Source organism: Paenibacillus sp. JNUCC 35 (assembly GCF_058269095.1).
In genome coordinates, this window is the sequence record NZ_CM177771.1 from 5,631,125 (window position 1) to 5,654,318 (window position 23,194).

The following is a 23,194-nucleotide window of genomic DNA, read 5'->3' on the forward strand; positions in this document are numbered from 1 at the left end:
ATGTATTTGTTTGAGTTAAATCTCCCAGTCTCCTACGGATTAACAGATTAATTCTCCTTTCTTTATTTTTCTACAAATAGACGATCTTTAATTTCAAATACATTATTGCGAACTTCATGAAGGTCAATAAAACTATTTACATACGATTCTCCATAAAATGAAACTGCTTCGTTTAAAATCGTTAGTAGCTTTTTCAGGAAGTTTGAATCACGAAGGATAACTGTGAGATGATCAGTTTTCTTTATTGACTGATACAGGCGAATGATCTCATGCTTCAGTTGGAATAATAGATATAGTTGAGGGATGAAATTTTCACAATAAAAACAAGACTGTAAATGTGTTTTGTGGCAGCTAGGGAAAGTGAAGCATTGACCTTGAGCATCTTTGGACGTGCATTCACCTCGTATTATTTTTCTGAATATATCAATCAGTTCACTGTGAGAAAGAGACAGCAATTTTGTTGTTAAAGTATCTCTACTTTCATTGTTTTTTCTTATAAAGGCTGCCCAATTCTCTAATTGAATAGGAGTAAGATCTTGACGGATACTTGAGATTAGCATTGTTCTTTCTTCTAAGGTGGGGTGAAGTTCTTGAGTGGTTAGGATCTGTCTAACCATAAAGTTAAATAGCCAACCAAAGTGCCCACGATTTAACAAATTGACGGATACATGGTTTATTGAACCATCCCGGTTTGTTGATTGGACATAAGCTGCAGTGGAATCCGGCCTTTGATGTGAACGCAGGGACATTGTGTATGATAGCGCCAATTCTGGATCTGGGGCACTGTCAATAATGCTGTTAAATAAATAGGTCATGGTAGAACGAATCATGGTTATGCTTTGGAAGTTTTTAAGCTTCTCATTAAACTTAAAAAAGGCGAGATGCTTGTGTGTTGGCTTCTTTGCATTTAGTGCATTGGTTAGTAAGCTTTGCATCAAAAAAGAATCTTGATTTTCGCGTCTATGCAACTCACTGATGAGAAAGGCTGTTCCTGCTGCTAATGTCATGTCTAGAGGAACAAGGAATGTGAGAAGTGCTTTTGTTTTGGAGGCAGAAGAATGTCTGGTCTTAACATATACTTGGTTTAATATTTGCTGAGCTTGCTCAACACCCAACTCGTTGGAAATAAACCACCCCAAATGATAAATTCCTAATTCATCTAAGTCTAAAGCGGGGAGCTCGTTAACAATATCTGAGGGACGCCAGGCATCCATTAAATGCATGATCGTAAACAGCCACATATTTGAGTAGTACTTGCTCTTAATGGCTTCTTGGGTATGGAGTGGGACCTTTTTGACATAATGAATATATTCGAGATAAATTTCTGGTTCGTAAATATCTTTGTCCTCGGAATTCTTCCCTTTTGGAGTGATAACAAACATTTTTTTTCTTTTTATACCTATGCTCTGAAAAGAATAGTGGAAAAACCGGTTTACGAAAGCTCTATGCGAGATGGGTAGTGAATCATCTTGTAATATGTGTCTGATCTCTTCTTCGGATAGATCAAGACACTCTTTAGGTAATTTAGAAATAATCAAATCATACACCATAAAAAGTTTACTACACTCAACTTTGATGTTTTTTGGCCTGCCGCCTACCGATGCAATGCGCAACTCAGCGTAACTTTTATATATTTTTTTAGTCTGTGAAAGATAATCCGGAGTAGGAAAAAGATCTATTTTTTTCAATATTTCAGACATTAATTTATGTTTAGACAGATTTTCAACAATCTCTTCTTTGTTTTGTATCGTGGCTGTTCTTCTTTTCGGTACTATGTTTAAACCCTGTAGCCGTAAGTACTCTTCCAAATCTGATTGTGGAATCAAATATTGCCTATTCTCAATGAATACATTTGGGAAATACCCTTTTTTAACGAGTCCAGCCACGGTATTATAATGTTTTTTTTTAGAAACTCTGCTGCTTGTGCTGTTGTATAAACCTTCTCAATAGAATCGTTTTTCTTAAAATATTCTTCTGCTGCAAATTCCGGAATTATGATATAGTCATGCCCATCCACTGTATGTCGTTTTAGATCTTTAATTTCACCATGTTGTATTAATTGTTTGATCGTGTTGCTACTTGCGTTTACTAATCTACTGAAATTATGAATGGATAGAAATCCTTCAGGTATGCGAGGAGGTTTCTTTTTTGGATTCTTAATCGTTTTTGATGTGCAATGGTTTGTTTTCTTATTTTTTCTTTCTAAAGCAGCAGACAAATCATCACGGTTAATGAGTTTTATATTTCCTTTCATTGTTGTGAACGGTACTTCACCATTATTGATTAATGTTGTTACTTGGTTTCTAGAAATCTGAAATTCATGACAAGCCTGAGATATATTTATTGAGTTTTTTTGCCTATCCATTTCCGCAACGATTGTTTTAATGCTTGATTTTTGGATATACCATTTTTTAAGCCAGAGAATCGATCCCGGAATTTTGCTCTGAGAGATCCAGTTGTGCATCGTAGAACTAGAAATGTTCAGTTCCTTCATTGCTTCTTCGCAATTAATGAAGTTTTCATTTAAGTTGTTAACGAAATTCTCATATTCATATACAGAACTTTCAGGGATGATAAAAAAGCTAGAAGTAGTGGTTAAAGCCCCGATTTTTTGTACCCCCCTGAATCGCTCCTGTCTAATCCAGCGAGCAATTTCCATTTGCGGTACTTTAAATCGTTCTGCTAGCATTTTTGTATTAAAAAAATCTTTTGGAATACCTGATTTATGGTAAGTAATTAGGTCAGCATGTTCTATTTTCATCTTTTCAAAATCTGATTTTGATAACAGATGCACTTTTCCGATCATTGATGGGATTCGGTACTTTGATGAAATATCCGAAACTATCTCATATGGTATTTCTAGCATTTTTACCGCCTCTGATAATGGAATCATCTCTCTTTCTCGTTCTAATTCGTTCTGTAGCCAATTAAGTTCATCTAAGGATATGTAACGCACACCATACCATGTTATAACCTTCTGAATCTTCTTCTGCCTCAACCAGCGAAAAATCAAACTTTTCGTTATTCCTAACATTTTCTGGGCTTCTTCTACCTCTAAATAGGAATCCTTAAGTTGTTTTACGATGTTCTCATATTCGATTATGGAGTGAAGGGGAACAATGGTAAGATTACCACAGGGTAACCCGGTTATTTTTTCTACATCTTTGAATCTGCCTTGTTTTATCCAAAGACCTGCAAGTGAAATTTTGATATTAAACCTTGTGGCAATCATTCTAAGAGATAAGTACCCCTCGGGAGCACCTAAATGATAATAATCCAATAAAACCTTATTATTATCCCTAAACCGAATTAAAGCGTTTTTACTAATTAAGATACTACGTCTGATCCCAGGTCCTCTTTTGATTCCAGACAATTTTTTTTGATTAATCAAATATGTTAAAGTGTTGGCTGTTAATCCAAGAAACTTCGATGCCTGTGATATTGTTAACATTTCTGTCGTGGACTGCATAATATTTAATCCTCCTGTCTTTGTTCTATAAGGCGCGGAATATAGTTACCGTGCATATGGTTCATTCGCTCTTCAAGCTTTAGTCTGAACCGAGAAGTCTTTTTTAGGTATGAAAGTGCAGAGAGTATTGAACTGTCACCTCTAGGCACAGAGATGTCATATGGATTTTGTGCAATCTCAGCAAGAAGATTACTAAATATTCCTCTACCGATGTGAGTCGACCACTTTGATATGTTCAAATGATGTGCCAGGAGTTTGTCTTGAATATTGGGACTTTGCTGTAGTAATCTGATAAATTGTTTTTTCAATTTATTAAAGTATTGTCTGTAACTTTTTGCTGACATCGCTTTTCCATCACGATTAACGAATAGGGCACCTGAACCATCTGTGCTCTTGAATAACTCAAGGTGATCGTTATAAATACTATCGAACCACTCTTTATAGATGAACACTTGTTGCTTCCGTTCCTTTTTAACAAAGTTAGCTCCATCAGAATCTTTAATATCCGTTCGCAATTGCCTCTCTCGAATGTTCAATAAAACAACCTCCCCATCTAATCGATATCTCACACCTAATCTTGTGATATTGACCACTTCACCAACCCGTAGTCCTCCAAATATTTGGAAGTATAAGCCAAGAACAATGGGTTTAGCTACTACAATGGCTGTTTCAAATAACAACGGGATGTAGCGTGAAGGAAAGGTGTGCTCTAAAGGAGAACTTGCTGTTGATGGTAAGATTACATTCTTGAATAAAGAGATATGAACTTCCTCACCGAATTGATTCTGATATGATTCAAATGCATTCGGGGAGACATGGGGAAGGCAACTATTCTTGCTTAAATAACGGTAGAAAGTATTAAGAGTACGGTCCACACTTTTAATGCTTGTTCTGGTGTTTCCTCGCTTGCTTAATTCATTTAAGTAACTATCACCATGAATGATTTTAAGATCTGTGAGTGATTTAAATTCAGTGTCTCGGTTTTCCTCTAATAGATAATTTAAGAAAGCAACTACATTAATAGCATGTTTTCGTTGAGTGTTATACGAATTATATCTCCAGTTTTTATTAATAAAATCTGTCAATGGATGAACCATATCCGTGTTGTGCTTGAAATCAGAGACACAAATCATAGCAAGTTGTTTTTTATTGTTACGATCCCACTCAATCCAAATTGAATCAGCACGAAATCGATATCTAATCTCCTTCTTAAATAGCATGAGCTCAGCGATAACATCCCCCCCTTTTTTATGTTCTTCATCTTCGACATTACCTTAAATTATATACCATATATTAACATCAAACCATATATTTATGCACAATTATAGGCAAGTTCCAATATGAAGTTCCCGACTTTTGACATAAAGAGTAGAGTGAACAGGTGTACATATAGAATGATAAAAAAATAAGAGAGTGCCTTGTTCCATAGGCATTCTCTTGGATTAATTATGTACATTTTATTTATATAACAAAATTATATAGATACTGTACACGACTCCTTCCAGACCGTGCGCCTGGGCAATGCCGAACAGTTCTTCCGTCTGCGTAAAGCTCTGGACGATTTGGACCCGGTCATCCGGGATGATCAGCTCTTCGAGAAGCGCCTGCCTTTCCGAAAGCGGCTTGTCGATGACCCATTCGTCGTTACAATACAAAATGTCAAACAGCATGTAGACGACCGGAACTTTCTGCACCGAGCCCGCCAGGGATTTGCCGCTTCGCAGGCCGTCCCTTTTCATGACTTGATGAAAGGAAGGCTTCCCGTTTTCCAGCGCGATGATTTCCCCGTCCAGGATGACGTTCCTCGCTTGGCAATAATCCGTGACGGCCTGATATTCCGGGTACTGGAGCGTTCTTTCGTTGAGCTTCCGGTTAAACAGCTGCACGCCCGTTCCGTCATAGTAGGTTAGCACGCGGACCCCGTCCCATTTGAACTGGGCAATCCATTCCTCGCCCGAAGGCGCCCGATCCGTGGAAACCGGCTCGAATGGAACAACCGGTGGTAGATTCATGTAAGGTGCCTCGCTTCCGGTACTTTTTATGTTCCATTATTGCCAAAAGCTCCACGCGGAATCCCGCTTAGGGCCTTGTTCTTTGGCCTCCTCCGGAAAGACGCCGCTGCCGCAAAGAATAGCCCGCCTCTTTTTCGTCCACAATGGGGATAAATGCTTGTACGTCCGGAAGGAGTGCACAGGATGCCCGCAGGGTACAAAAAAACGCAAGGCACGATCATGGTCGAAGGGCAGGAACTGACCATTACCAACCCCGAGAAGCCTCTCTGGCCTGAGGCGGGAATTACGAAACTTGATTTCCTCCAAAAGCTGATTGAGCTGTCCCCCTATTTGCTGCGCTACTGCCGGGACCGGCATTTGACGACGATCCGTTTCCCCCACGGCATTCACGACAAATCGTTTTACCAGAAAAATACCCCGGAGCCCGTTCCGGATTTCGTGAATCTCGCTCCGCTGGACGGCATCCGGTATGTCAATCTGGATTCGCTTCCGACGCTGATCTGGCTCGGCAACCTGGCCTGCCTGGAATTTCATCCCTCGTTCCACCGCATCGGGGAGACACTGCCGGCCGAGTGGCTCATTGATATCGACCCCAGCCTGGAAGTCGAACCGCGGATTATGGAAGCGGCTCACCTGATCGGAGAGGTGCTCGATTCCCTTCATATCCAGTCCGTGCCCAAAACGTCCGGAGCGACCGGCGTACAAATTTACGTGCCCATCCAGCACGGGTACACCTTCGAGCAGCTTCGTAAAATCGGCTATTTTATCGGCTCCTTCGTCGTTAAAAAATATCCGAAGCTGTTTACGATTGAGCGCCTGAAAAAGAACCGCGGCGATCTGATTTACTTCGACTACCTGCAGCACTGGTACGGCAAAACGCTTTCCGCTCCCTACACGCCGAGGGCCAAAATCCACGGCACCGTCTCCACTCCGCTGCTTTGGAAAGAAGTCGAGCAGCGCTGTGATCCGAGGGACTTTACGCTGCACGTCATCGTGGAGCGGATCAAAAAGATGGGCGATCTGATCGAGAAGGTGCCTCCTCAGAACCTCGATGCTGTTTTGTCTCATCTGGAGTAGCATGGCGGGCCGCTTGGCCCCCAGTAAGATCTTTCACTTTTCAGTGGGAGATCTTTTTAGCATGGATTCTGTAAAATTCTAAAATTAATTTATTTTCCAATGACTGCATATATGAGGTAAAATAATAACATACATTAAATGACAATTATGGATATCGAATAGGACGGTTTATTGATTTATAAAATTTTATATGGAGGCGATGGCTGCCATGAACTATAAAGGGGTATGGAGGGGCAGAACGTTCATGCTGCTCGGTTTGCTGTTTCTACTGTTCATTTTATTTAAAATCGTTCCGCTGCTGGATGCCGGTCAGCCTACCTTTTGGCCCACCCTAATCTTCGTTGTATGCATTCTAATGAACATGTCAGGCGACATTTATTTATCTCCATTCCTTAAAAACCCGGATGAACGGATGAAGGCGATTCGGTCTAAAGCTTATTTCTATTTTGCCACTCTGATTTATATTGCGGGGGCTGCGATTCTTGTTCTAATGGAAATGACACCAATTCCCCTTCCCCTGATTTTCTTGGATCTGATCGCTTTTGCGGGCCTGACTCCCAACCTGCTCCTGATTCTGTTTTTCAAACGATCCGCAAAGCTCTCATCGTGATGCTTCCGGATCTATTCACCAAAAAGCCCCGCTTCACTTTTTCAAGCGAAACAGGGCTTTTTTACATTTGCCTTGCCTCTTAAAACAAAGGCGACAGCAGTCTTCCCAGCACTTCTTTGCCGCGCTGGAAGCGGGAGCGTTTTTCGAACTCCGACAGGATGATCCGCTTGCTGTTTTTCAGATCCTCCAGGAAATCATGCTCCAGCCGCTCGATCGATTCTTTGTCGTACAGGATGGCGTTCAGCTCGAAGTTGCTGTAGAAGCTGCGCATGTCCATATTGGCCGTCCCCACGGTAGCGAACAAATCGTCAATGATGGTCACCTTCGCATGCACGAATCCGGGCTGGTACTGATAGAACCTCACCCCCGTCTGCATGAGTTCATGAATATAGGACAGCGAAGCGTAATGGACGATCCACGAATCGGGAATTTGCGGAAAAATGATTTTCACATCGACGCCGCTTATGGCTGCCGTTTTGAGCCCCATGATCAGACTCGCGTCGGGGATAAAGTACGGGGTCGTGATATAGATCCGCTTCTTTGCCGTCGTAATGCCGCCGAAATAGGATTCTAAAATCGAGTCCCAATGGGCGTCGGGTCCGCTCGCCACGATTTGAACGGGTTTGTGGCCCTCACACGCGTGCTCGGGAAAAAAGTTCGTGTCCACCAGCTTCTGCCGGCATACGAATTCCCAATCGGACAGGAACGTACTCTGCAAATAGTACACGGAATCCCCTACCAGCTTCAGGTGGGTATCCCTCCAAAACCCGAGGACCGGATGCTTCCCGAGGTATTCGTCTCCTATGTTGATGCCGCCTACGAAACCGACCGTCCCGTCGACCACAATAATTTTGCGGTGATTGCGGTAGTTCATCCGCTTATCGAAAAAAGCGATAAATGCCGGAAGAAAACAGTAGGTATCTATCCCGGCTTCGATCAATTCGCGTATGTAAGAAGAGGCAAGCTTGTAACTGCCGATTCCGTCATAAATGACGCGGACTTTAACGCCTTCGCGCGCTTTCCGAATAAGCAGTTCCTGGAACTTTTTACCGGTATCGTCGTGCCGAACGATATAAAACTCAAAATGAATATGGTGCTTCGCATTCTCCATCGCCTCGAACATAGCCTCGTAAGCCGCCTCGGCGTTGGTCAGCACTTCCACCTCGTTGTTACGGGTGATCGGCGAGCTGGGGATGTTGCTCAGCAGCCCGAACAGACGCGGTTCTTTGACAATGCTGGGGACGGGATAATCCCGGCCTTTTTTCGTGTTCTCCAGCTCGCGGCGCATTTCCCGCTGCATTTCACCGAGCACCCGCCGGTTTTTACGCTTCACGTGGCGCCGCTGCGAGTATTCTTTGGCCAGAAAATAATACATAATAAATCCGATAACCGGCAGGATAAACAATATCATAAGCCAGGCGACCGTCTTGTTCGGGTTCCGGAATTCCACCACAACGATCGTGACGATTTGAAAAATAAATAACAGCAGCGCAATGACAAGCCACAGCATCGGCCGGTTCTCCCCCCTTCTCTACTCCATGGCCGGCCCTTGCCGGCCGGGATTGCCGTATCTTTAGGTTTTACGTACTTTTAATCCACTATTCGGATCCTATAAACATAAGCCGATCACGTTGTCTTGTAAAGCTGGGTTATCTACACCGGACATGGTATAATAATCGTTAAACCTATCTACAGAGACCAGGAGAGAAAGCACATGAGACAAACCATTTTGTTCGATCTGGACGACACCCTCATTCACTGCAACAAATATTTTAATGTCGTGATTCAGCAGTTCGTGGATACGATGCTGACCTGGTTCGCGGGTCACCGTCTTACGGATGAAGACATTAAACACAAACAGCTTGAAATAGATTTGGCGGGTGTGGAAATCCACGGTTTCAAAGCGGAGCGTTTTCCGCAGTCGTTTATCGAAACGTATCATTTTTATTCCGATTTTTATAACAGAACTCCTCAGAAAGAAGAGGAAAAGTGGCTTTATCAGCTCGGCAACAGCGTCTACAAACATTCGATTGAACCGTATCCGATGATGGACACGACTCTTCAGTCCCTGACGGACCAGGGGCATGAGCTGTACCTGTACACGGGCGGCGACGCAACGATCCAGATGCGTAAAATCCAGGAAGCCGGGCTTCACCGCTACTTCGGCGAACGGATTTTCGTCGCGCTGCACAAAACCCGCGAATTTATGGAAACTCTTATCCATACCCAACAGTTCGAGCGCGCCCGCACCTGGATGATCGGCAACTCTGTACGGACCGACGTCCTCCCGGCCATCGAGGCGGGAATCAATGCGATCCACATTCCGGCTCAGTTGGAGTGGAAATACAACATCGTCGATATTACCGCTACGCCGAAAGGCGCCTTCTTCACGCTGCCTTCCCTGACGGAAGTTCCGAAGGTTATATCCGACTACAGCGGCAAACAGGCCGTTAGCCTGTAAAAAAGCAAACGCCCGCAAAGCAGCCTGACCAGGCTGCCTTGCGGGCGTTTTTGCCGCTTAGGGGATGTGGGGCTTTTGGGTTGACCACCGTCATGTGACGCCGAGCACCGCGCGCTGGGAGCTTCGCGCGAGACGGAAGGAACTTTCCGTCAGGTAAGATAACGGAAACGGGTATTGACGGTTCCCGGACCGTTTCACGCCTATCCGCTTTTCTTGCACGCAAAAAAGGAGCCATTCGGCTCCTTTTTTATTTTTCCTTACGGAAGGTTCGAACTGCCCATCAGGAAACGGTCCACTTCACGTGCCGCTTCCCGTCCTTCGTTAATGGCCCAGACGACCAGGCTCTGTCCGCGGCGTACGTCACCGGCGGCGAAGATACCTTCCACGTTCGTCTTGTACTTGCCGTACTGTGCTTTCGCATTCGAACGCACGTCTCTTTCAATGCCAAGCTGGTCGAGCAGGTTCTGCTCGGGACCTGCAAAGCCCATGGCCAGGAAGACCAGCTGAGCCGGATAAACCTTCTCGCTGCCTTCCACTTCCTCAGGCACAAGACGGCCTTGGTCGTCGCTTCTCCAGCGGACTTTGACGGTTTTGAGCCCCGTCAGGTTGCCGTTCTCGTCGCCGACAAAGTTTTCGCTCAGCGTCAGGTACTCGCGCGGATCTTTGCTGTGGACGGCTTTCGCTTCCTCGTGACCATACTCCAGCTTGTAAACCTTCGGCCATTCCGGCCAAGGGTTGCTCACCGCACGGGTTTCCGGCGGCTTCTCGCGGTATTGGAACTGCACGACGCTTTTCGCTTTGTGGCGCACAGCGGTCGCCACGCAGTCGGTACCGGTATCGCCGCCGCCGATGACGATGACGTCTTTGCCTTCGGCGTTGATATACTCGCCGTCGGCCAGGTTGGAATCGAGTAGGCTCTTGGTATTCTTGTGCAAGAACTCCATCGCCGGATAGATCCCTTTAAGCTCGCGCCCTTTAATGTCCAGTTCACGCGGACGCGTAGCGCCGATAGCCAGAATAACGGCATCGAACTCGTCCTTCAACTGATCGACCGGCACATTTTTGCCGATTTCCGCATTTGTAACGAAGTTAACGCCTTCCGCCGCCAGCAGGTCAACCCGGCGCTGCACGAGATGCTTCTCGAGCTTCATGTTCGGGATGCCGTAGGTCAGCAGTCCGCCGATCCGGTCGTCACGCTCGTAAACGGTCACGGTGTGACCCACTTTGTTGAGCTGTGCCGCCGCCGCGAGTCCGGTCGGGCCGGAGCCGATGACGGCGACTTTCTTGCCCGTACGCGTTTTCGGCGGTTCTGGTACGATCCAGCCTTCTTCGAAACCGCGGTCAACGATCGTTTTTTCGATGTCCTTGATAGTAACCGGAGAATCGATCAGCCCCACCGTACAAGAGCCTTCGCATGGAGCGGGACAGACCCGGCCGGTGAATTCCGGGAAGTTGTTCGTCTTGTGAAGCCGGTCAAGGGCTTCGCGCCATTGACCGCGGTAGACGAGGTCATTCCATTCCGGAATGAGATTGTTTACCGGACAACCAGTCGTTGATCCGGCAATAATTTTGCCTGTATGACAATACGGAATGCCGCAGTCCATACAGCGTGCTCCCTGAACCTGCAGTTTCTCTTCGGAATTTTTATTGTAAAATTCCTTCCAGTCCTGAATCCGCTGCAGAGGGGCGCGCTCGGTGGGCAGCTCGCGTTGAAACTCAATAAATCCGGTAGGTTTTCCCATTGCGCTTCCTCCATCGTATAGAATCTGTCCTGCTCGTTATGAATTAGTTGCCGCCGACACGGGCCAGATCGCGCGTGTTTTCCTCGAACGCCTTCATAACGGCATCCTGCTGGCTCAGTCCGGATCTCTTCATCCGCTCGATTGCATCGAACATCCGTTTATAATCCTTCGGAATGACTTTCACGAATTTCCAGATATATTCATCCCAGCGGCCCAGCACGCGGTGTGCGATCGAGCTGTCGGTAAAGGTTGCATGATGCTGAATCATCAGCTTCAGTTCGTTGATTTCATAGATTTCTTCCACCTGCTCCAGCGACACCATTTCGGTGTTGCAGCGGCTGGCCATCGTACCGTCCTCGTCGAGGACGTAAGCTACGCCGCCGGACATGCCCGCCGCGAAGTTGCGGCCGGTCTTGCCAAGGATGACGACGCGTCCGCCCGTCATGTACTCGCAGCCGTGGTCGCCCACGCCTTCGACAACGACGCGCACGCCGGAGTTGCGGACAGCGAAGCGTTCGCCCGCGATACCGCGGATATACGCTTCCCCGTCGGTAGCGCCGTAGAAGCCCACGTTGCCGATGACGATGTTGTCTTCCGGCACGAACGTCGATTCGCTCGGCGGGAAGATGACGACTTTACCGCCGGACAATCCCTTGCCGACGTAATCGTTGGCATCGCCTTCCAGCGACAGCGTCACGCCCTTCGGCACGAATGCGCCGAAGCTTTGACCGGCGGAGCCGGTGAAATGCAGGCGGATCGTGTCGTGCGGGAGCCCTTTCGCGCCGTAACGGCGGGTCACTTCGCTGCCGAGAATCGTGCCGACAACCCGGTTCGTGTTGTTGATCGGCAGTTCGATGCGGACGTGATCCTGGTACTCCAGCGCAGGTTTGCAGAGCGGAAGAATCTCGCGCATGTCGAGCGATTTCTCCAGCCCGTGATCCTGCTGCATCTGGTTGTAGCGGCCAACCTCTTCCGGCATCTCCGGCTGGTGAAGCAGCGGGCTCAGGTCGAGGCCTTCGAGCTTCCAGTGGCCCGCCTCTTCTTCCTGGGCCAGGAATTCGGTGCGGCCGATCATCTCTTCCAGCGTGCGGAATCCGAGCTCCGCCATCGTTTCGCGAACATCCTGCGCGATGAAGTGCATGAAGTTCACGACATGCTCCGGCTCGCCCATGAAATGCTTGCGAAGCTCCGGATTCTGCGTCGCCACGCCGACCGGACACGTGTCAAGGTGACACACCCGCATCATGATGCAGCCCAGCGAGATGAGCGGAGCCGTGGAGAAGCCGTATTCCTCGGCTCCCAGCAGCGCTGCGACGATCACGTCGCGGCCGGTCATCATTTTGCCGTCGGATTCCAGCACGACGCGGCTTCTCAGGTTGTTCAGGATGAGCGTCTGGTGAGCTTCGGCCAGGCCCAGCTCCCAAGGAAGTCCCGCGTGGCGGATACTCGTCTGCGGCGAAGCGCCCGTACCGCCGTCGTAGCCGCTGATCAGGATGACGTCCGCCTTGCCCTTGGCCACGCCGGCCGCGATCGTGCCGACACCGACTTCGGAGACGAGCTTCACGCTGATGCGGGCCTGAGGGTTCGCATTCTTGAGATCGTGGATCAGTTCCGCCAGATCCTCGATGGAATAGATGTCATGGTGCGGAGGCGGGGAGATCAGGCCGACGCCGGCCGTCGTACCGCGCACTTCCGCTACCCAAGGATATACTTTTTTGCCCGGTAGCTGCCCGCCTTCTCCCGGCTTGGCGCCTTGGGCCATCTTGATCTGAATCTCGTCGGCATTGACGAGGTAATTGCTCGTTACGCCGAACCGGCCGGAAGCTACCTGCTTGATGGAGCTTCTGCGCAGATCGCCGTTCTCATCCGGCGTGAAGCGGTTCGGATGCTCCCCGCCCTCGCCGGTGTTGCTGCGGCCGCCGATACGGTTCATGGCGATGGCAAGCGCTTCGTGAGCTTCCTTGCTGATGGAACCGAAAGACATGGCGCCGGTCTTGAACCGCTTGAAGATCGCTTCGATCGGCTCGACTTCCGACACCGGAACCGGCGAGCGGTCCGATTTCAGCTTAAGAAGGCCGCGCAGCGAAGCCGCTTTCTTGGACTCTCGATTGATGAGCTCGGCGAATTTCTTGTACATGGAATAGTCATTGTTCCGTACCGCGGTCTGCAGCGAGTGGATCGTCTCCGGCGTGAACGCGTGATCCTCGCCGTCCTGACGCCATTGCAGTTCGCCGCCGGCATCCAGAACGCGGTCACGTCCGTCGCGCGGAGAATAAGCCCGCTGATGGCGCTGCAGCGTCTCCTGTGCCACTCCGTCGAGGCCGATGCCTTCGACAGGCGTGTAGGTCCAGGTGAAGTAACGGTCCACGAATTCCTGGCTGAGGCCGACCGCTTCGAAAATCTGCGCGCCCCGGTAACTCTGGATGGTCGAAATCCCCATTTTCGCCAGGACTTTGACAACCCCTTTGGTTGATGCCTTGATGTAGTTATAGGAAGCTTTCTCTTCCGTGATGTCTCTAATTTGACCGTTGCCGATCATATCTTTAAGCGTCTCGAAAGCGAGATACGGATTGATCGCACCCGCTCCATAGCCAAGCAGCAGAGCAAAATGATGCACTTCGCGCGGTTCCCCAGACTCGACGATCAGGCTCGCTTTAGTTCTTGTTCCCTGACGGATCAAATGATGATGCAGGCCGGCAACGGCCAGCAGGGCCGGAATAGCCGCCTGTTCCCCGTCCATGTCTCTATCGGAGAGGATCAGGAAGGTAGCTCCGTCTGCAATCGCTTCATCGGCAGCCGTATAGAGCTCCTCCATCGCCTGCTCAAGCCCTTGGCTTCCCGACGATGCCTGGAAGAGAGTCTTGAGCGTGACGGATTTAAAACCTTCACGCTTGATGTGGCGCAGCTTCGCCAGTTCCTCGTTGGAAATAACCGGAGTCGGAATACGGACCTGACGACAGCTTTCCGCTTCCGGACGAATCAGGTTGCGTTCCGGTCCGATCGTCGTTTCCTGCGCCGTGACGATCTCCTCGAAGTTGGAGTCGATCGGCGGGTTTGTTACTTGAGCGAACAACTGCTTGAAGTAGCTGTAAAGAAGCTGCGGGCGTTCCGAAAGAACGGCCAGAGGCGCGTCATAGCCCATGGAACCGATCGGATCGACGCCGGTTTTGGCCATCGGCTCCAGGAATTTGCGGAGATACTCGAATGTGTATCCGAATGCCTGCTGGCGCTGAACGAGCAGATCGTGATCCGGCTGCGGCTCGGAAGCGGCTTCCGGCAGTTCCCCGATGGAAACAAGATGTTTCTTGAGCCATTCCTGGTAAGGCTGTTCGTTAATGATTTGTCCTTTGATCTCTTCATCGGTCAGAATGCGTCCCGCCACCGTATCGACGACAAGCATGCGTCCCGGCTGTAGACGTTCTTTGCGCGCAATGCGCTCCGGTTCGATGCTGAGCACGCCGACTTCGGATGAGAGGACGATGAGATCGTCATGCGTGACATAATAACGGGCCGGGCGAAGACCGTTGCGGTCAAGCAGAGCGCCGATAATGCGGCCGTCCGTGAACGAAATCGCGGCAGGACCGTCCCAAGGCTCCATCAGGGTGCTGTGGTATTCGTAAAAGGCGCGTTTGGCCGGATCCATCGTTTCGTGCTTGGACCACGGCTCCGGAACCATCATCATGGCCGCGTGCGGCAAAGAACGTCCGGAAAGCGTAAGGAATTCGAGCGTGTTATCAAGAATTTGAGAATCCGATCCGTCGGTATCGACAATCGGGAGCAGACTTTGGAAATTTTCACCGAATAAATCCGTTTGGATCATAGCTTGACGGGCGTGCATCCAGTTAACGTTGCCCCGCAGGGTATTGATTTCTCCGTTGTGGATGACGTAGCGGTAAGGGTGGGCGCGTTCCCAGCTTGGAAAAGTGTTGGTACTGAAACGGGAGTGAACGAGGGCCATAGCTGTCTCGAAGGACGGGTCTTGCAATTCCGTGTAATAAGCGTCTACCTGCTCGGGAGTGAGCATGCCTTTGTATACGATGGTACGGCTGGATAAGCTGGGGAAGTAAAGCGGCGCGTTATCCAGGGCGCGGGTTTCATTCTCGATCCGCTTGCGGATGACATACAGTTTGCGTTCGAAGTTCAGTTCGTCTTGAATATCTCCGCTGCGGGCGATGAACAACTGACGCACGAAAGGCTCGGAAGCTTTGGCCGATTCGCCGAGGGTGGCATTGTCGGTAGGCACCGTTCTCCAGCCCAGGAACTGCTGGCCTTCTTCCTTGATAATCCGCTCCGCGATGCGCTCGCACTGCTGTCTGGCTTCCAGCTCCTGCGGGAGGAAAGCCATGCCGACGCCGTAAGTGCCGGCTTCCGGCAGAGATATGTTTTCTTCGGCGCAAACCTTGCTGAGAAATCCGTGCGGAATCTGCAGCAGGATACCGGCGCCGTCACCCGTATTGGCTTCGCTGCCCTGGCCGCCCCGGTGGTCCAGATTGCAAAGCACATTCAACGCCTGCCCGACGATTTCATGGGAAGGCCTGCCTTTCATATTCGCAACAAAACCAATCCCGCAGGCATCATGCTCGAACCGCGGATCGTACAAACCTTGTTTGGAAGGGGAAGCGTTTCTGTTCATGATTGTGCAACCTTTCCTCTTGTTTATTTGGGTAGAGCAACGTTTCATGCCTGCATTAAAGGGGTGAAGTCCGGAAATACGCGCGTAACTTGCCAAATTCGCCTGTATTTGCCCAAAAACCGAATCTTTTAGCGATTCGCCTCGATATTTTTCTATTATATTAACATTAGACTTTCTAGAGTGCAATTTAAAAAAAGGTTATGGGTTGAAAAAAAATTTTAATGGGAAACCCTGGACAGGGCTTGAAACTCAGAGATTCCGGGGAAAAATATCGTTTTTTTTGAATCTACAAATCTACCATTTAATGTTAGTTTACAATATTTTCAAATCCGAAAGTTAACATGGACTTCCCCTTCAAATGTTTGTGTTTGGACAAGGAGATTTATCCGATTCCGATCGTCTTTAAAAGGCGTTCGCCCATAAAATATGTAATTCCGGCGCATTCGCGCAGCGTATAATAGTAAATCGCCACGGGTTTGACCCGGACCGGCTCAGCCGTTACGTTCATGTTTAGGCTCCTTGCCATAAGCAGGGAACGGTACGTATGAAAGCCGTGCGTTACGATAATCGCCGTCTCCCACTTCTGCCTCTCCATGATCTTACGACTGTTGTCCAGATTCTCTATCGTGGATGTAGACTCATCCTCCAGAAAGATCGCCGACTCCGGGATGCCTTTGCCGACGAGGTAGCTCCGCATCACACTGGCTTCCGTCGGTTCGCTTGTCGTCGTTCCTCCCGTTGCGATGATGTTCTTGGCCAGCCCGCTCCGGTAGGCCTCGACCGCGATATCCAGCCGCTCTTTCATCGCGTTGCTGGGCTTTCCGTTCCAGACGGCCGCGCCCAGAATAATGATCGTATCACTCTCGGTTCCGTGGGAATTCTCTCCCACATAATAAATCCATCCGCTCATTCCTACTATATATAATAGAATAGCTCCCATGCAGGACAAGAATCCGTGCAACCATCGTTTCCACCGTTTGTTCTTCCGTCTGCCTTCCCGTACGGCCTTCATTCCGCCTTCATCCTGCCTCTCTCCTCCGGTACCGCTCCACCGAACGGAGGCCCGTCCCGAGCGGTCCCGTCTTTATTCTTCTATCATAACTTGCCGTGAGGTAGTTAGCTACACAAAAAGGAAGGTTTTTCCACTTTCCTCCAGCGCTTGGTTTCCGCTTCCATCCATGCCCTTTTTTCCGACGCATAAAACATGCTATGATAGCATATACCTGATGGTTTATTGGTAACAGAGAGGACGACACCTGTGGCTAAATTATATTTCCGATACGGAACCATGAACAGCGGCAAATCCATTGAAGTGCTCCGCACTGTTCACAACTACGAAGAACAGGGTAAGAAAGTATTACTCTTCACCCCCTCGGTGGATGACCGGAGCGGAGTCGGTATCGTTGCCTCCCGCATCGGCATGCAGAAGAGCGCCATCGTCATTCAAGACGGGGTCAATATGAAAGAACTGGCGGCCAAAGAGCGGCCGAACTGCATTTTGATCGACGAAGCTCAATTTCTTAATGCCGGACAGATCGAGCAGCTTGCCGAAATCGCGGACGACCTTAATATACCGGTTATCGCCTACGGGCTGCGGGCGGATTTTATGGGACAGCTTTTCGAAGGAAGCGCCAGCTTGTTCGCCATCGCCGATAAAATCGAGGAAATCAAAACCGTGTGCTGGTATTGCGATAAAAAAGCTACGATGAACATGCGCTGTAAGGACGGCGTTCCTATTTTTCACGGGGAGCAGATCCAGATCGGCGGCAACGAGAGCTACATTCCCGTCTGCCGGAAATGCTACACAGATAAGAAAAGAGAGGCGGAGCAGCACTGACCGCCGAACACAGAATGCCCGATCCGGCGCCAGACCTCCATCCAGAATTCAGAGCCTGCACGCGCGCTTCCCGGCTATTTTGTCGATTAAGGAAAGGTGAGGTTTCTTGAGAAAAAAACGAATTCTGCTCCTTTCGGAGGGATTCGGATCCGGACATACCCAGGCGGCTCACGCATTAGCGTCCGCTCTGCGCAGGACGAATCCCGGGCTGATCATCCGCGTGCTGGAACTCGGTGCGTTTCTTCATCCGACGATAGCACCCTGGATCTTTACAGCTTATCGCAAAACAGTCGTTTCCCAGCCGAAGCTGTACGGGAAGCTTTACCGCTCCCAATCGAAAAAACCTCTGAACGGTTTTTTGCAGCATGCCCTGCACCAGATTTTCTACCGTAAGGCGGAAGCCGTGATCGAACAGCTGCGGCCGGACATTATTATCTGTACCCATCCTTTTCCGAACCTGATCGTGTCGCGCCTGAAAAAACAACATGGGCTTGATATCCCGCTCTGCACGCTGCTGACGGACTATGATGCCCACGGGTCGTGGATCAACGATGAAGTGGACAGGTATTTCGTCTCGGCCCCCGACGTCAAACGCAGACTTGTGGCGAAAGGCGTCTCTTCCCGCAGAATCAAAGTGACGGGCCTGCCCGTTCACCCCAGTATCAGCGAGCAGTACTCGGTCGATGAGATTTACCTGGAGTTCGGACTCCGGGATATGCCGACCGTGATGCTGATGGGCGGCGGCTGGGGGCTGCTCGACGAGAAGCTGCTGAAGCGCATCGTACAGTGGCGCGACCGCGTCCAGCTGCTCTTCTGCCTCGGCACGAACGAGAAGGCGCGCCAGCAGCTTCAGTCGAGCGAGCTGTACCGGCATCCGAACATTCATCTGTTCGGGTACACCCGGGAGATCGGCAAGCTCATGGAGGTGTCCGACCTCCTGATCACCAAGCCGGGCGGCATGACCTGCACGGAGGCCATGATCAAAGGCGTGCCGATGCTCTTCTATAATCCGATTCCGGGCCAGGAGGAAGAGAACTGCCAATACTTCACGGAGCACGGCTACGGGGAGGAATTGACTTCTTTGAGTGAGCTGGACGGCTATTTTACCCGCTTTATGGAAAATAGACGCGATAAAAATAAAAACACCCGTAAGGGCAGCAGCCGGCGCCTGTCCAGCCTGTTCGCCAAAAGTGTCATGCAGATGCTGCGCTGACGTACTTGTGTCTTGGAATTCACACTATACTCACATCATATGGAAGAGCTATGACCACTCCTTCAAAAGGGAGAAGTCAGGGCTCTTTTTCGTTTATCTTCCTTTTTTTCAAGTTCTGTTTCTAGCGTAAGAACAGGCATTTCAGCCTCTTTGCCCGTTATTTGTCCGAATTTATGCGGCATGTACGCCAAAAGTCCTGAATACAATTCGTTAGGGGTTCGGTTTCGCGCGAAAGGAAGGTTCATCGCATGAAGACCAAAGAGGACAAGAAAGAATTGACGCTTATGTTCATTCCCGGCGCCGACAAGCGGGTCGTCCGTTTCAGGATTCCCCGCATCAGCCTGTATGCCGTTCCATCCGCCGCCGCCCTTGTCATCCTCGGCTTCTCCCTGACCATCTACGTCCAGAACACCAGCCACCGGAGCACAACGGAGCAGCTTACCGAAACGTTTACCGGTCAGGAAAAGCAGCTTACCGAACAGTTGATGCTGAAAGATTCGGAGCTTGAAAAGCTTCAGATCGAACTGATCGATTTATCCAAACAGGCCGAGCAGTTCAAAAGCAAGCTGGAGGAAATCCGCAAGTTGGAGAATAAGATAAACCCGGGTACTGCGGTTTCTTCCGGAAAAAGCACCGTTCCCCCGCCTTCGCCCCTTCCCGATGTCGGCGGCACGGAAGCGCCGGCCGGTACCCGCGAAATGAACGAACTGGCGGCGCAAACGAGGTACAGCCTCTCCGGAATGATCGGCGATATCGACGGTCTGCTTGTCCAGTTGACGGAGAGCGAGCGAAAGCTGCAGGAAGCACGCCGGCTGAAACGAATCACCCCCACCATCTGGCCGTCGGATTCCCGCACGGTCACCTCGGGTTTCGGGGTGAGGCAGGATCCTTTCACCGGGAAGCCCAATGTGCACACCGGCCTCGACATCGACGGCGAGCTGAACGATCCCGTCTATGCCGCTGCCGACGGCACGGTCACTGCGGCCGGTTACGATTCCCAGCACGGGAATCATATCCGCATCGACCATACGAGAGGCATCGAAACCGAATACCTCCATCTGAACAAAATGGAGGTACAGACAGGCAGCGCCGTCCGCAAGGGCCAAATTATCGGACGCGTCGGAACGACCGGACGAAGCACGGGAACTCATCTGCATTACGAAGTCCACAAAAACGGCACGAAAATCAACCCCTCTCCTTACCTTATTTCCGATCGAAAGGATGATAACTGACATGGTATTCGATAAAAAACGGAATACGGACAACAAAACGACCGACACGATCATCGGAGAAAGCACAGTCTGCGAAGGAAAGATTGTTTCGGAAGCCAGTCTTCGTATCGAAGGACAGGTGCTGGGGGACATCGAATGCGCAGGCGATATCGTCATCGGGGAAAATGCGGTCGTTCACTCGTCCATCCAGGCGAGAGATATCACGATCGCGGGCAAAGTGAACGGTAATGTAACGACCAAAGGCAAGCTGACCGTGATGAGCACCGGAGTGCTGATCGGAAACATCCAGGTCCGGGCTTTCATCATGCAGGAAGGCGGCGTTTTCCAGGGAACGAGCACAATGACGGCTTCCGGTCAGGACGACAAGGCGCCGAGCCCGATCTCCAGCGCCCCTTCGGCCAAGAACCGCAAAGAAGAGCAGTCCCTCGCCAGCGTCAACTAATAGAAGAACTGCATCTCAAGCGCACCGTCGCGCGCGGACCCTGCAATTACCGATCAGGCATACCAAAGAACGGGAGGTTTTACGGTGGCCCCAACACCCCAGCTCAGCGTATGGACGGAGCACCGTTTCTGGCTAGGCATTCTTTATGATCATGCGACCTTCGTATGGCAGGCCCTCGCACCGAGCGAGCAGCCCCTTATTCAGACGGCATACGGATTCCGTCAGGCTTTCGCCGCCCTTGTCAAGCAAGTCGAGCTGACTCCGCAGGATCTGCCGGTATCTTCACCGGTGATGATCAAGCTTGCCCAGGATATCCTTCCGGCCGCAAGCGGCTACTATCAGTTCGAAGGACATATCCAAAGCCTGCGGATAAGCAACAAAATCGTACTGGAACTGACCCCCTCCTACTTTAACGGAACGTTAATCGAGAACGAGGAATATCTCCGGTTACTGTCGTTCTGGACCCGGGGCGTCGAGGCGGAAGAATTGACGCTGTACGGACTGCTGGATATGTGGCTGGAGGATCAGCTAGGCCATGCCGTTCTGCTCTGGGATCACCTGGACCCCGTAGAAATCGAATTGTCGGAGCAGGCCCGCCGATATTCCAATACCTTTCAGGCATACATGGTCAAAAATCGCGCCATGGGCGGCTATCTCCGCTTCACCCCTCCGGGTTTCCCGGCCCAGCGCCGTTTTGCGACGGATGTGGCGGTAGCCATCATCAATTTCTACGATTTTGTCGTCAAAGTCATTGACATGTATGTCGATGAAGAACTTCTCAGCCGACTGACGCTCCGGTTCCTGGACCATCATCTGCCGGAAAGCTGCTATTTCCTCAATAAACTGGCCGTCTATGAACCTAATCTGAAGATTCCGGGCAACTGCTTTCTCTACAAGCCGATAGCGCCCAACGAAAATATCCCGTATCCGGAGCTTACGCCTCCGCAGTCCCGGGAGGATTAATCCGCACTTCCCCGGGGTAAAGGGGTATAGATGCGGGTTTGGCAGGGTCCCCCGCTTACTTAGAGAAAAGAGGCGGTGGAGATCGTGAACGATTCACAATTCGATACGCTTATTGTCGGCTCGGGCCTGGCGGGCCTCAGCTGCGCGTTTGAGCTCGCCGAACAAGGACAACGCGTACATATTATAGAAGCGGCGCCTTTCGCCGGAGGCCGCACATCGAACTGGTCGGATGCCGGCATGGAAGTTGAATCGGGCTTTCATAAATTTATCGGATTTTATGAAGCCCTCCCGAATCTGCTGAAAAGAGCAAGGATTAAACCGAACAGCATGCTGACTTGGGAAAAAACGTTCGAAATCCGTCTCCCCGACGGGGAAACGGCCGGAGAATTCGGAATCGCCCCTTTGAAATCCCCCATTAAAACGATTGCGGGAGCTTTCACCAACAACGATATTATCTCTCCGGCCGACAAAGCTTCCCTGATGCCCTTTGTAGCAGAGGGCCTCAAGCTGCTGTCGGAGAACCGGATGGAGCTGGATACGTACAGCGTAGCCGAATTCGCCCGCAAGCACGGCGTCAAGGACGAGGCGCTGCGTCATGTGCTGGGGCCGCTTACGTCCGGCGTGCTGTTCCTCCCGCCGGAAGACTATTCCGCGCTCGTCTTCTTCGGGCTTTTTGCGCCGGGGGTGCCGAAGTTTTACAAGATGCAGATCGGCGGATTCAACGGCGGTATGACCGACGTGATGATCAACTCTCTGCTCGCGGCGCTTGAAAAAAGAGGCTGCCGGATCAGCCTGAGCACTCCGGCCGAAGGACTCCGCCTTGAAGACGGCCGGGTCACGGGCGTCTCCCTGCAGGAAGGCGGGACCCTGAGCGCCGCTCACGTCGTCATCGCCACGGAAATCTCGGCGGCCAAGCGGCTGCTCCAGCCGCCGTTCGGAGGAGAGGCATGGTATCCGCCTCTCCGGGAACTGCCGACGATGCCCGACGTGACGATTCAGCTGGAGCTCAGCGAGCCGCTTCTTCCGCAGGACCGGGTAACCTTCGGTCCCAGCACGTGCATCGGCAGCTTCAGCGAACAGTCGCGCACGACGTTTCCGCACGTACCCGGCCGCGTCTCCATGATCCTCTCACCCCCGGACGAATTCATCGACATGCCGGATGATCTCGTTTTCGAGCGGGTGTGCGCGGATGCGGACAAGCTCGGCCTCGACCTGCGCGCGAAGGCCAAGGATTACCGGGTGATCCGCAGACCGGATCACTTCTATTCCGTCCGACCCGGAAGCGAGAAGCTCCGCCCCGAGCAGCGCACGCCTGTGCCGGGCCTCGCCCTTGCCGGCGACTATACGCGCCAGCCGATGTTCGCGACGATGGAAGGCGCGGTCCTGTCGGGCCGCAAGGCGGCCGAGGCCGTGCTGGGCCGGGAGCTGGGCTGAGCCGACTTTATTGGGCTGAGCTTGGGTGCCGCCGATAGCTCGACTAATCGGCAAAGCGCTACGCTGCAC

17 protein-coding genes are annotated in these 23,194 nt (G+C 50.6%); 9 read left to right on the forward strand and 8 right to left on the reverse strand.

Annotated features, from left to right (window positions below; all coding sequences use genetic code 11):
- Window positions 1-62 precede the first annotated feature (62 nt).
- The 4 genes from AC2TF6_RS25530 to AC2TF6_RS25545 all read right to left on the reverse strand — a co-directional run bounded on the left by AC2TF6_RS25530 (window position 63) and on the right by AC2TF6_RS25545 (window position 5,481).
- Window positions 63-1,826, reverse strand: coding sequence for a hypothetical protein (locus AC2TF6_RS25530; RefSeq protein WP_491309050.1), 1,764 nt, complete (start codon window positions 1,824-1,826; stop codon window positions 63-65).
- A complete protein-coding gene (locus AC2TF6_RS25535; RefSeq protein WP_491309051.1) occupies window positions 1,823-3,469 on the reverse strand; it encodes a helix-turn-helix domain-containing protein in 1,647 nt (548 codons plus the stop codon). Before AC2TF6_RS25535 ends, AC2TF6_RS25530 begins: the two co-directional genes overlap by 4 nt.
- Before the next feature lie 5 nt (window positions 3,470-3,474).
- Window positions 3,475-4,689 carry a site-specific integrase gene (locus AC2TF6_RS25540; RefSeq protein ID WP_491309052.1) on the reverse strand — a complete coding sequence of 405 codons (1,215 nt, stop codon included), beginning with the start codon at window positions 4,687-4,689 and terminating at the stop codon, window positions 3,475-3,477.
- Window positions 4,690-4,926: 237 nt separating this feature from the next.
- Window positions 4,927-5,481, reverse strand: a complete 555-nt coding sequence (locus tag AC2TF6_RS25545; protein WP_491309053.1) for an ATP-dependent DNA ligase — start codon at window positions 5,479-5,481, stop codon at window positions 4,927-4,929.
- A 183-nt stretch (window positions 5,482-5,664) separates the two neighbouring features.
- On the opposite strand from AC2TF6_RS25545, the gene ligD reads away from it, so the two are divergent.
- On the forward strand, window positions 5,665-6,558 hold the full coding sequence (gene ligD / locus AC2TF6_RS25550; protein WP_491309054.1) for a non-homologous end-joining DNA ligase: 894 nt from the start codon (window positions 5,665-5,667) through the stop codon (window positions 6,556-6,558).
- Between the two features lie 208 nt (window positions 6,559-6,766).
- Window positions 6,767-7,168 (forward strand): hypothetical protein, encoded by a 402-nt coding sequence (locus AC2TF6_RS25555; RefSeq protein WP_491309055.1) that lies wholly within the window; start codon window positions 6,767-6,769, stop codon window positions 7,166-7,168.
- A 79-nt stretch (window positions 7,169-7,247) separates the two neighbouring features.
- On the opposite strand, the gene cls is transcribed toward AC2TF6_RS25555, so the two are convergent.
- Entirely contained in the window at window positions 7,248-8,678 is a 1,431-nt protein-coding gene (gene cls / locus AC2TF6_RS25560; RefSeq protein WP_491309056.1) for a cardiolipin synthase, read from the reverse strand.
- A 204-nt stretch (window positions 8,679-8,882) separates the two neighbouring features.
- Between cls and AC2TF6_RS25565 the strand changes: the two genes are divergently transcribed.
- A complete protein-coding gene (locus AC2TF6_RS25565; protein ID WP_491309057.1) occupies window positions 8,883-9,629 on the forward strand; it encodes an HAD family hydrolase in 747 nt (248 codons plus the stop codon).
- A 257-nt stretch (window positions 9,630-9,886) separates the two neighbouring features.
- On the opposite strand, the gene AC2TF6_RS25570 is transcribed toward AC2TF6_RS25565, so the two are convergent.
- The 3 genes from AC2TF6_RS25570 to AC2TF6_RS25580 form a co-directional block, all read right to left on the reverse strand.
- Window positions 9,887-11,371: a glutamate synthase subunit beta gene (locus AC2TF6_RS25570; RefSeq protein ID WP_491309058.1), complete on the reverse strand. Its 1,485-nt coding sequence runs from the start codon at window positions 11,369-11,371 to the stop codon at window positions 9,887-9,889.
- 43 nt (window positions 11,372-11,414) lie between these two features.
- Window positions 11,415-16,004, reverse strand: a complete 4,590-nt coding sequence (gene gltB / locus AC2TF6_RS25575; protein WP_491309059.1) for a glutamate synthase large subunit — start codon at window positions 16,002-16,004, stop codon at window positions 11,415-11,417.
- A 382-nt stretch (window positions 16,005-16,386) separates the two neighbouring features.
- Complete coding sequence (locus AC2TF6_RS25580) at window positions 16,387-17,016, reverse strand: YdcF family protein (RefSeq protein ID WP_491309060.1); 630 nt, start codon at window positions 17,014-17,016, stop codon at window positions 16,387-16,389.
- Window positions 17,017-17,262: 246 nt separating this feature from the next.
- Here AC2TF6_RS25580 and AC2TF6_RS25585 point away from each other — a divergent pair, with 246 nt between their 5' ends.
- The 6 genes from AC2TF6_RS25585 to AC2TF6_RS25610 all read left to right on the forward strand — a co-directional run bounded on the left by AC2TF6_RS25585 (window position 17,263) and on the right by AC2TF6_RS25610 (window position 23,125).
- Window positions 17,263-17,841, forward strand: coding sequence for a thymidine kinase (locus tag AC2TF6_RS25585; protein WP_009674701.1), 579 nt, complete (start codon window positions 17,263-17,265; stop codon window positions 17,839-17,841).
- A gap of 106 nt (window positions 17,842-17,947) precedes the next feature.
- Complete coding sequence (locus tag AC2TF6_RS25590) at window positions 17,948-19,054, forward strand: MGDG synthase family glycosyltransferase (RefSeq protein WP_491309061.1); 1,107 nt, start codon at window positions 17,948-17,950, stop codon at window positions 19,052-19,054.
- A gap of 248 nt (window positions 19,055-19,302) precedes the next feature.
- Window positions 19,303-20,286 (forward strand): peptidoglycan DD-metalloendopeptidase family protein, encoded by a 984-nt coding sequence (locus tag AC2TF6_RS25595; protein WP_491309062.1) that lies wholly within the window; start codon window positions 19,303-19,305, stop codon window positions 20,284-20,286.
- A 1-nt stretch (window position 20,287) separates the two neighbouring features.
- Window positions 20,288-20,728 carry a bactofilin family protein gene (locus tag AC2TF6_RS25600; RefSeq protein ID WP_491309063.1) on the forward strand — a complete coding sequence of 147 codons (441 nt, stop codon included), beginning with the start codon at window positions 20,288-20,290 and terminating at the stop codon, window positions 20,726-20,728.
- A gap of 84 nt (window positions 20,729-20,812) precedes the next feature.
- Window positions 20,813-21,691: a DUF2935 domain-containing protein gene (locus AC2TF6_RS25605; RefSeq protein ID WP_491309064.1), complete on the forward strand. Its 879-nt coding sequence runs from the start codon at window positions 20,813-20,815 to the stop codon at window positions 21,689-21,691.
- Window positions 21,692-21,775: 84 nt separating this feature from the next.
- On the forward strand, window positions 21,776-23,125 hold the full coding sequence (locus AC2TF6_RS25610; RefSeq protein WP_491309065.1) for a hydroxysqualene dehydroxylase: 1,350 nt from the start codon (window positions 21,776-21,778) through the stop codon (window positions 23,123-23,125).
- The last annotated feature ends 69 nt before the right edge of the window (window positions 23,126-23,194 follow it).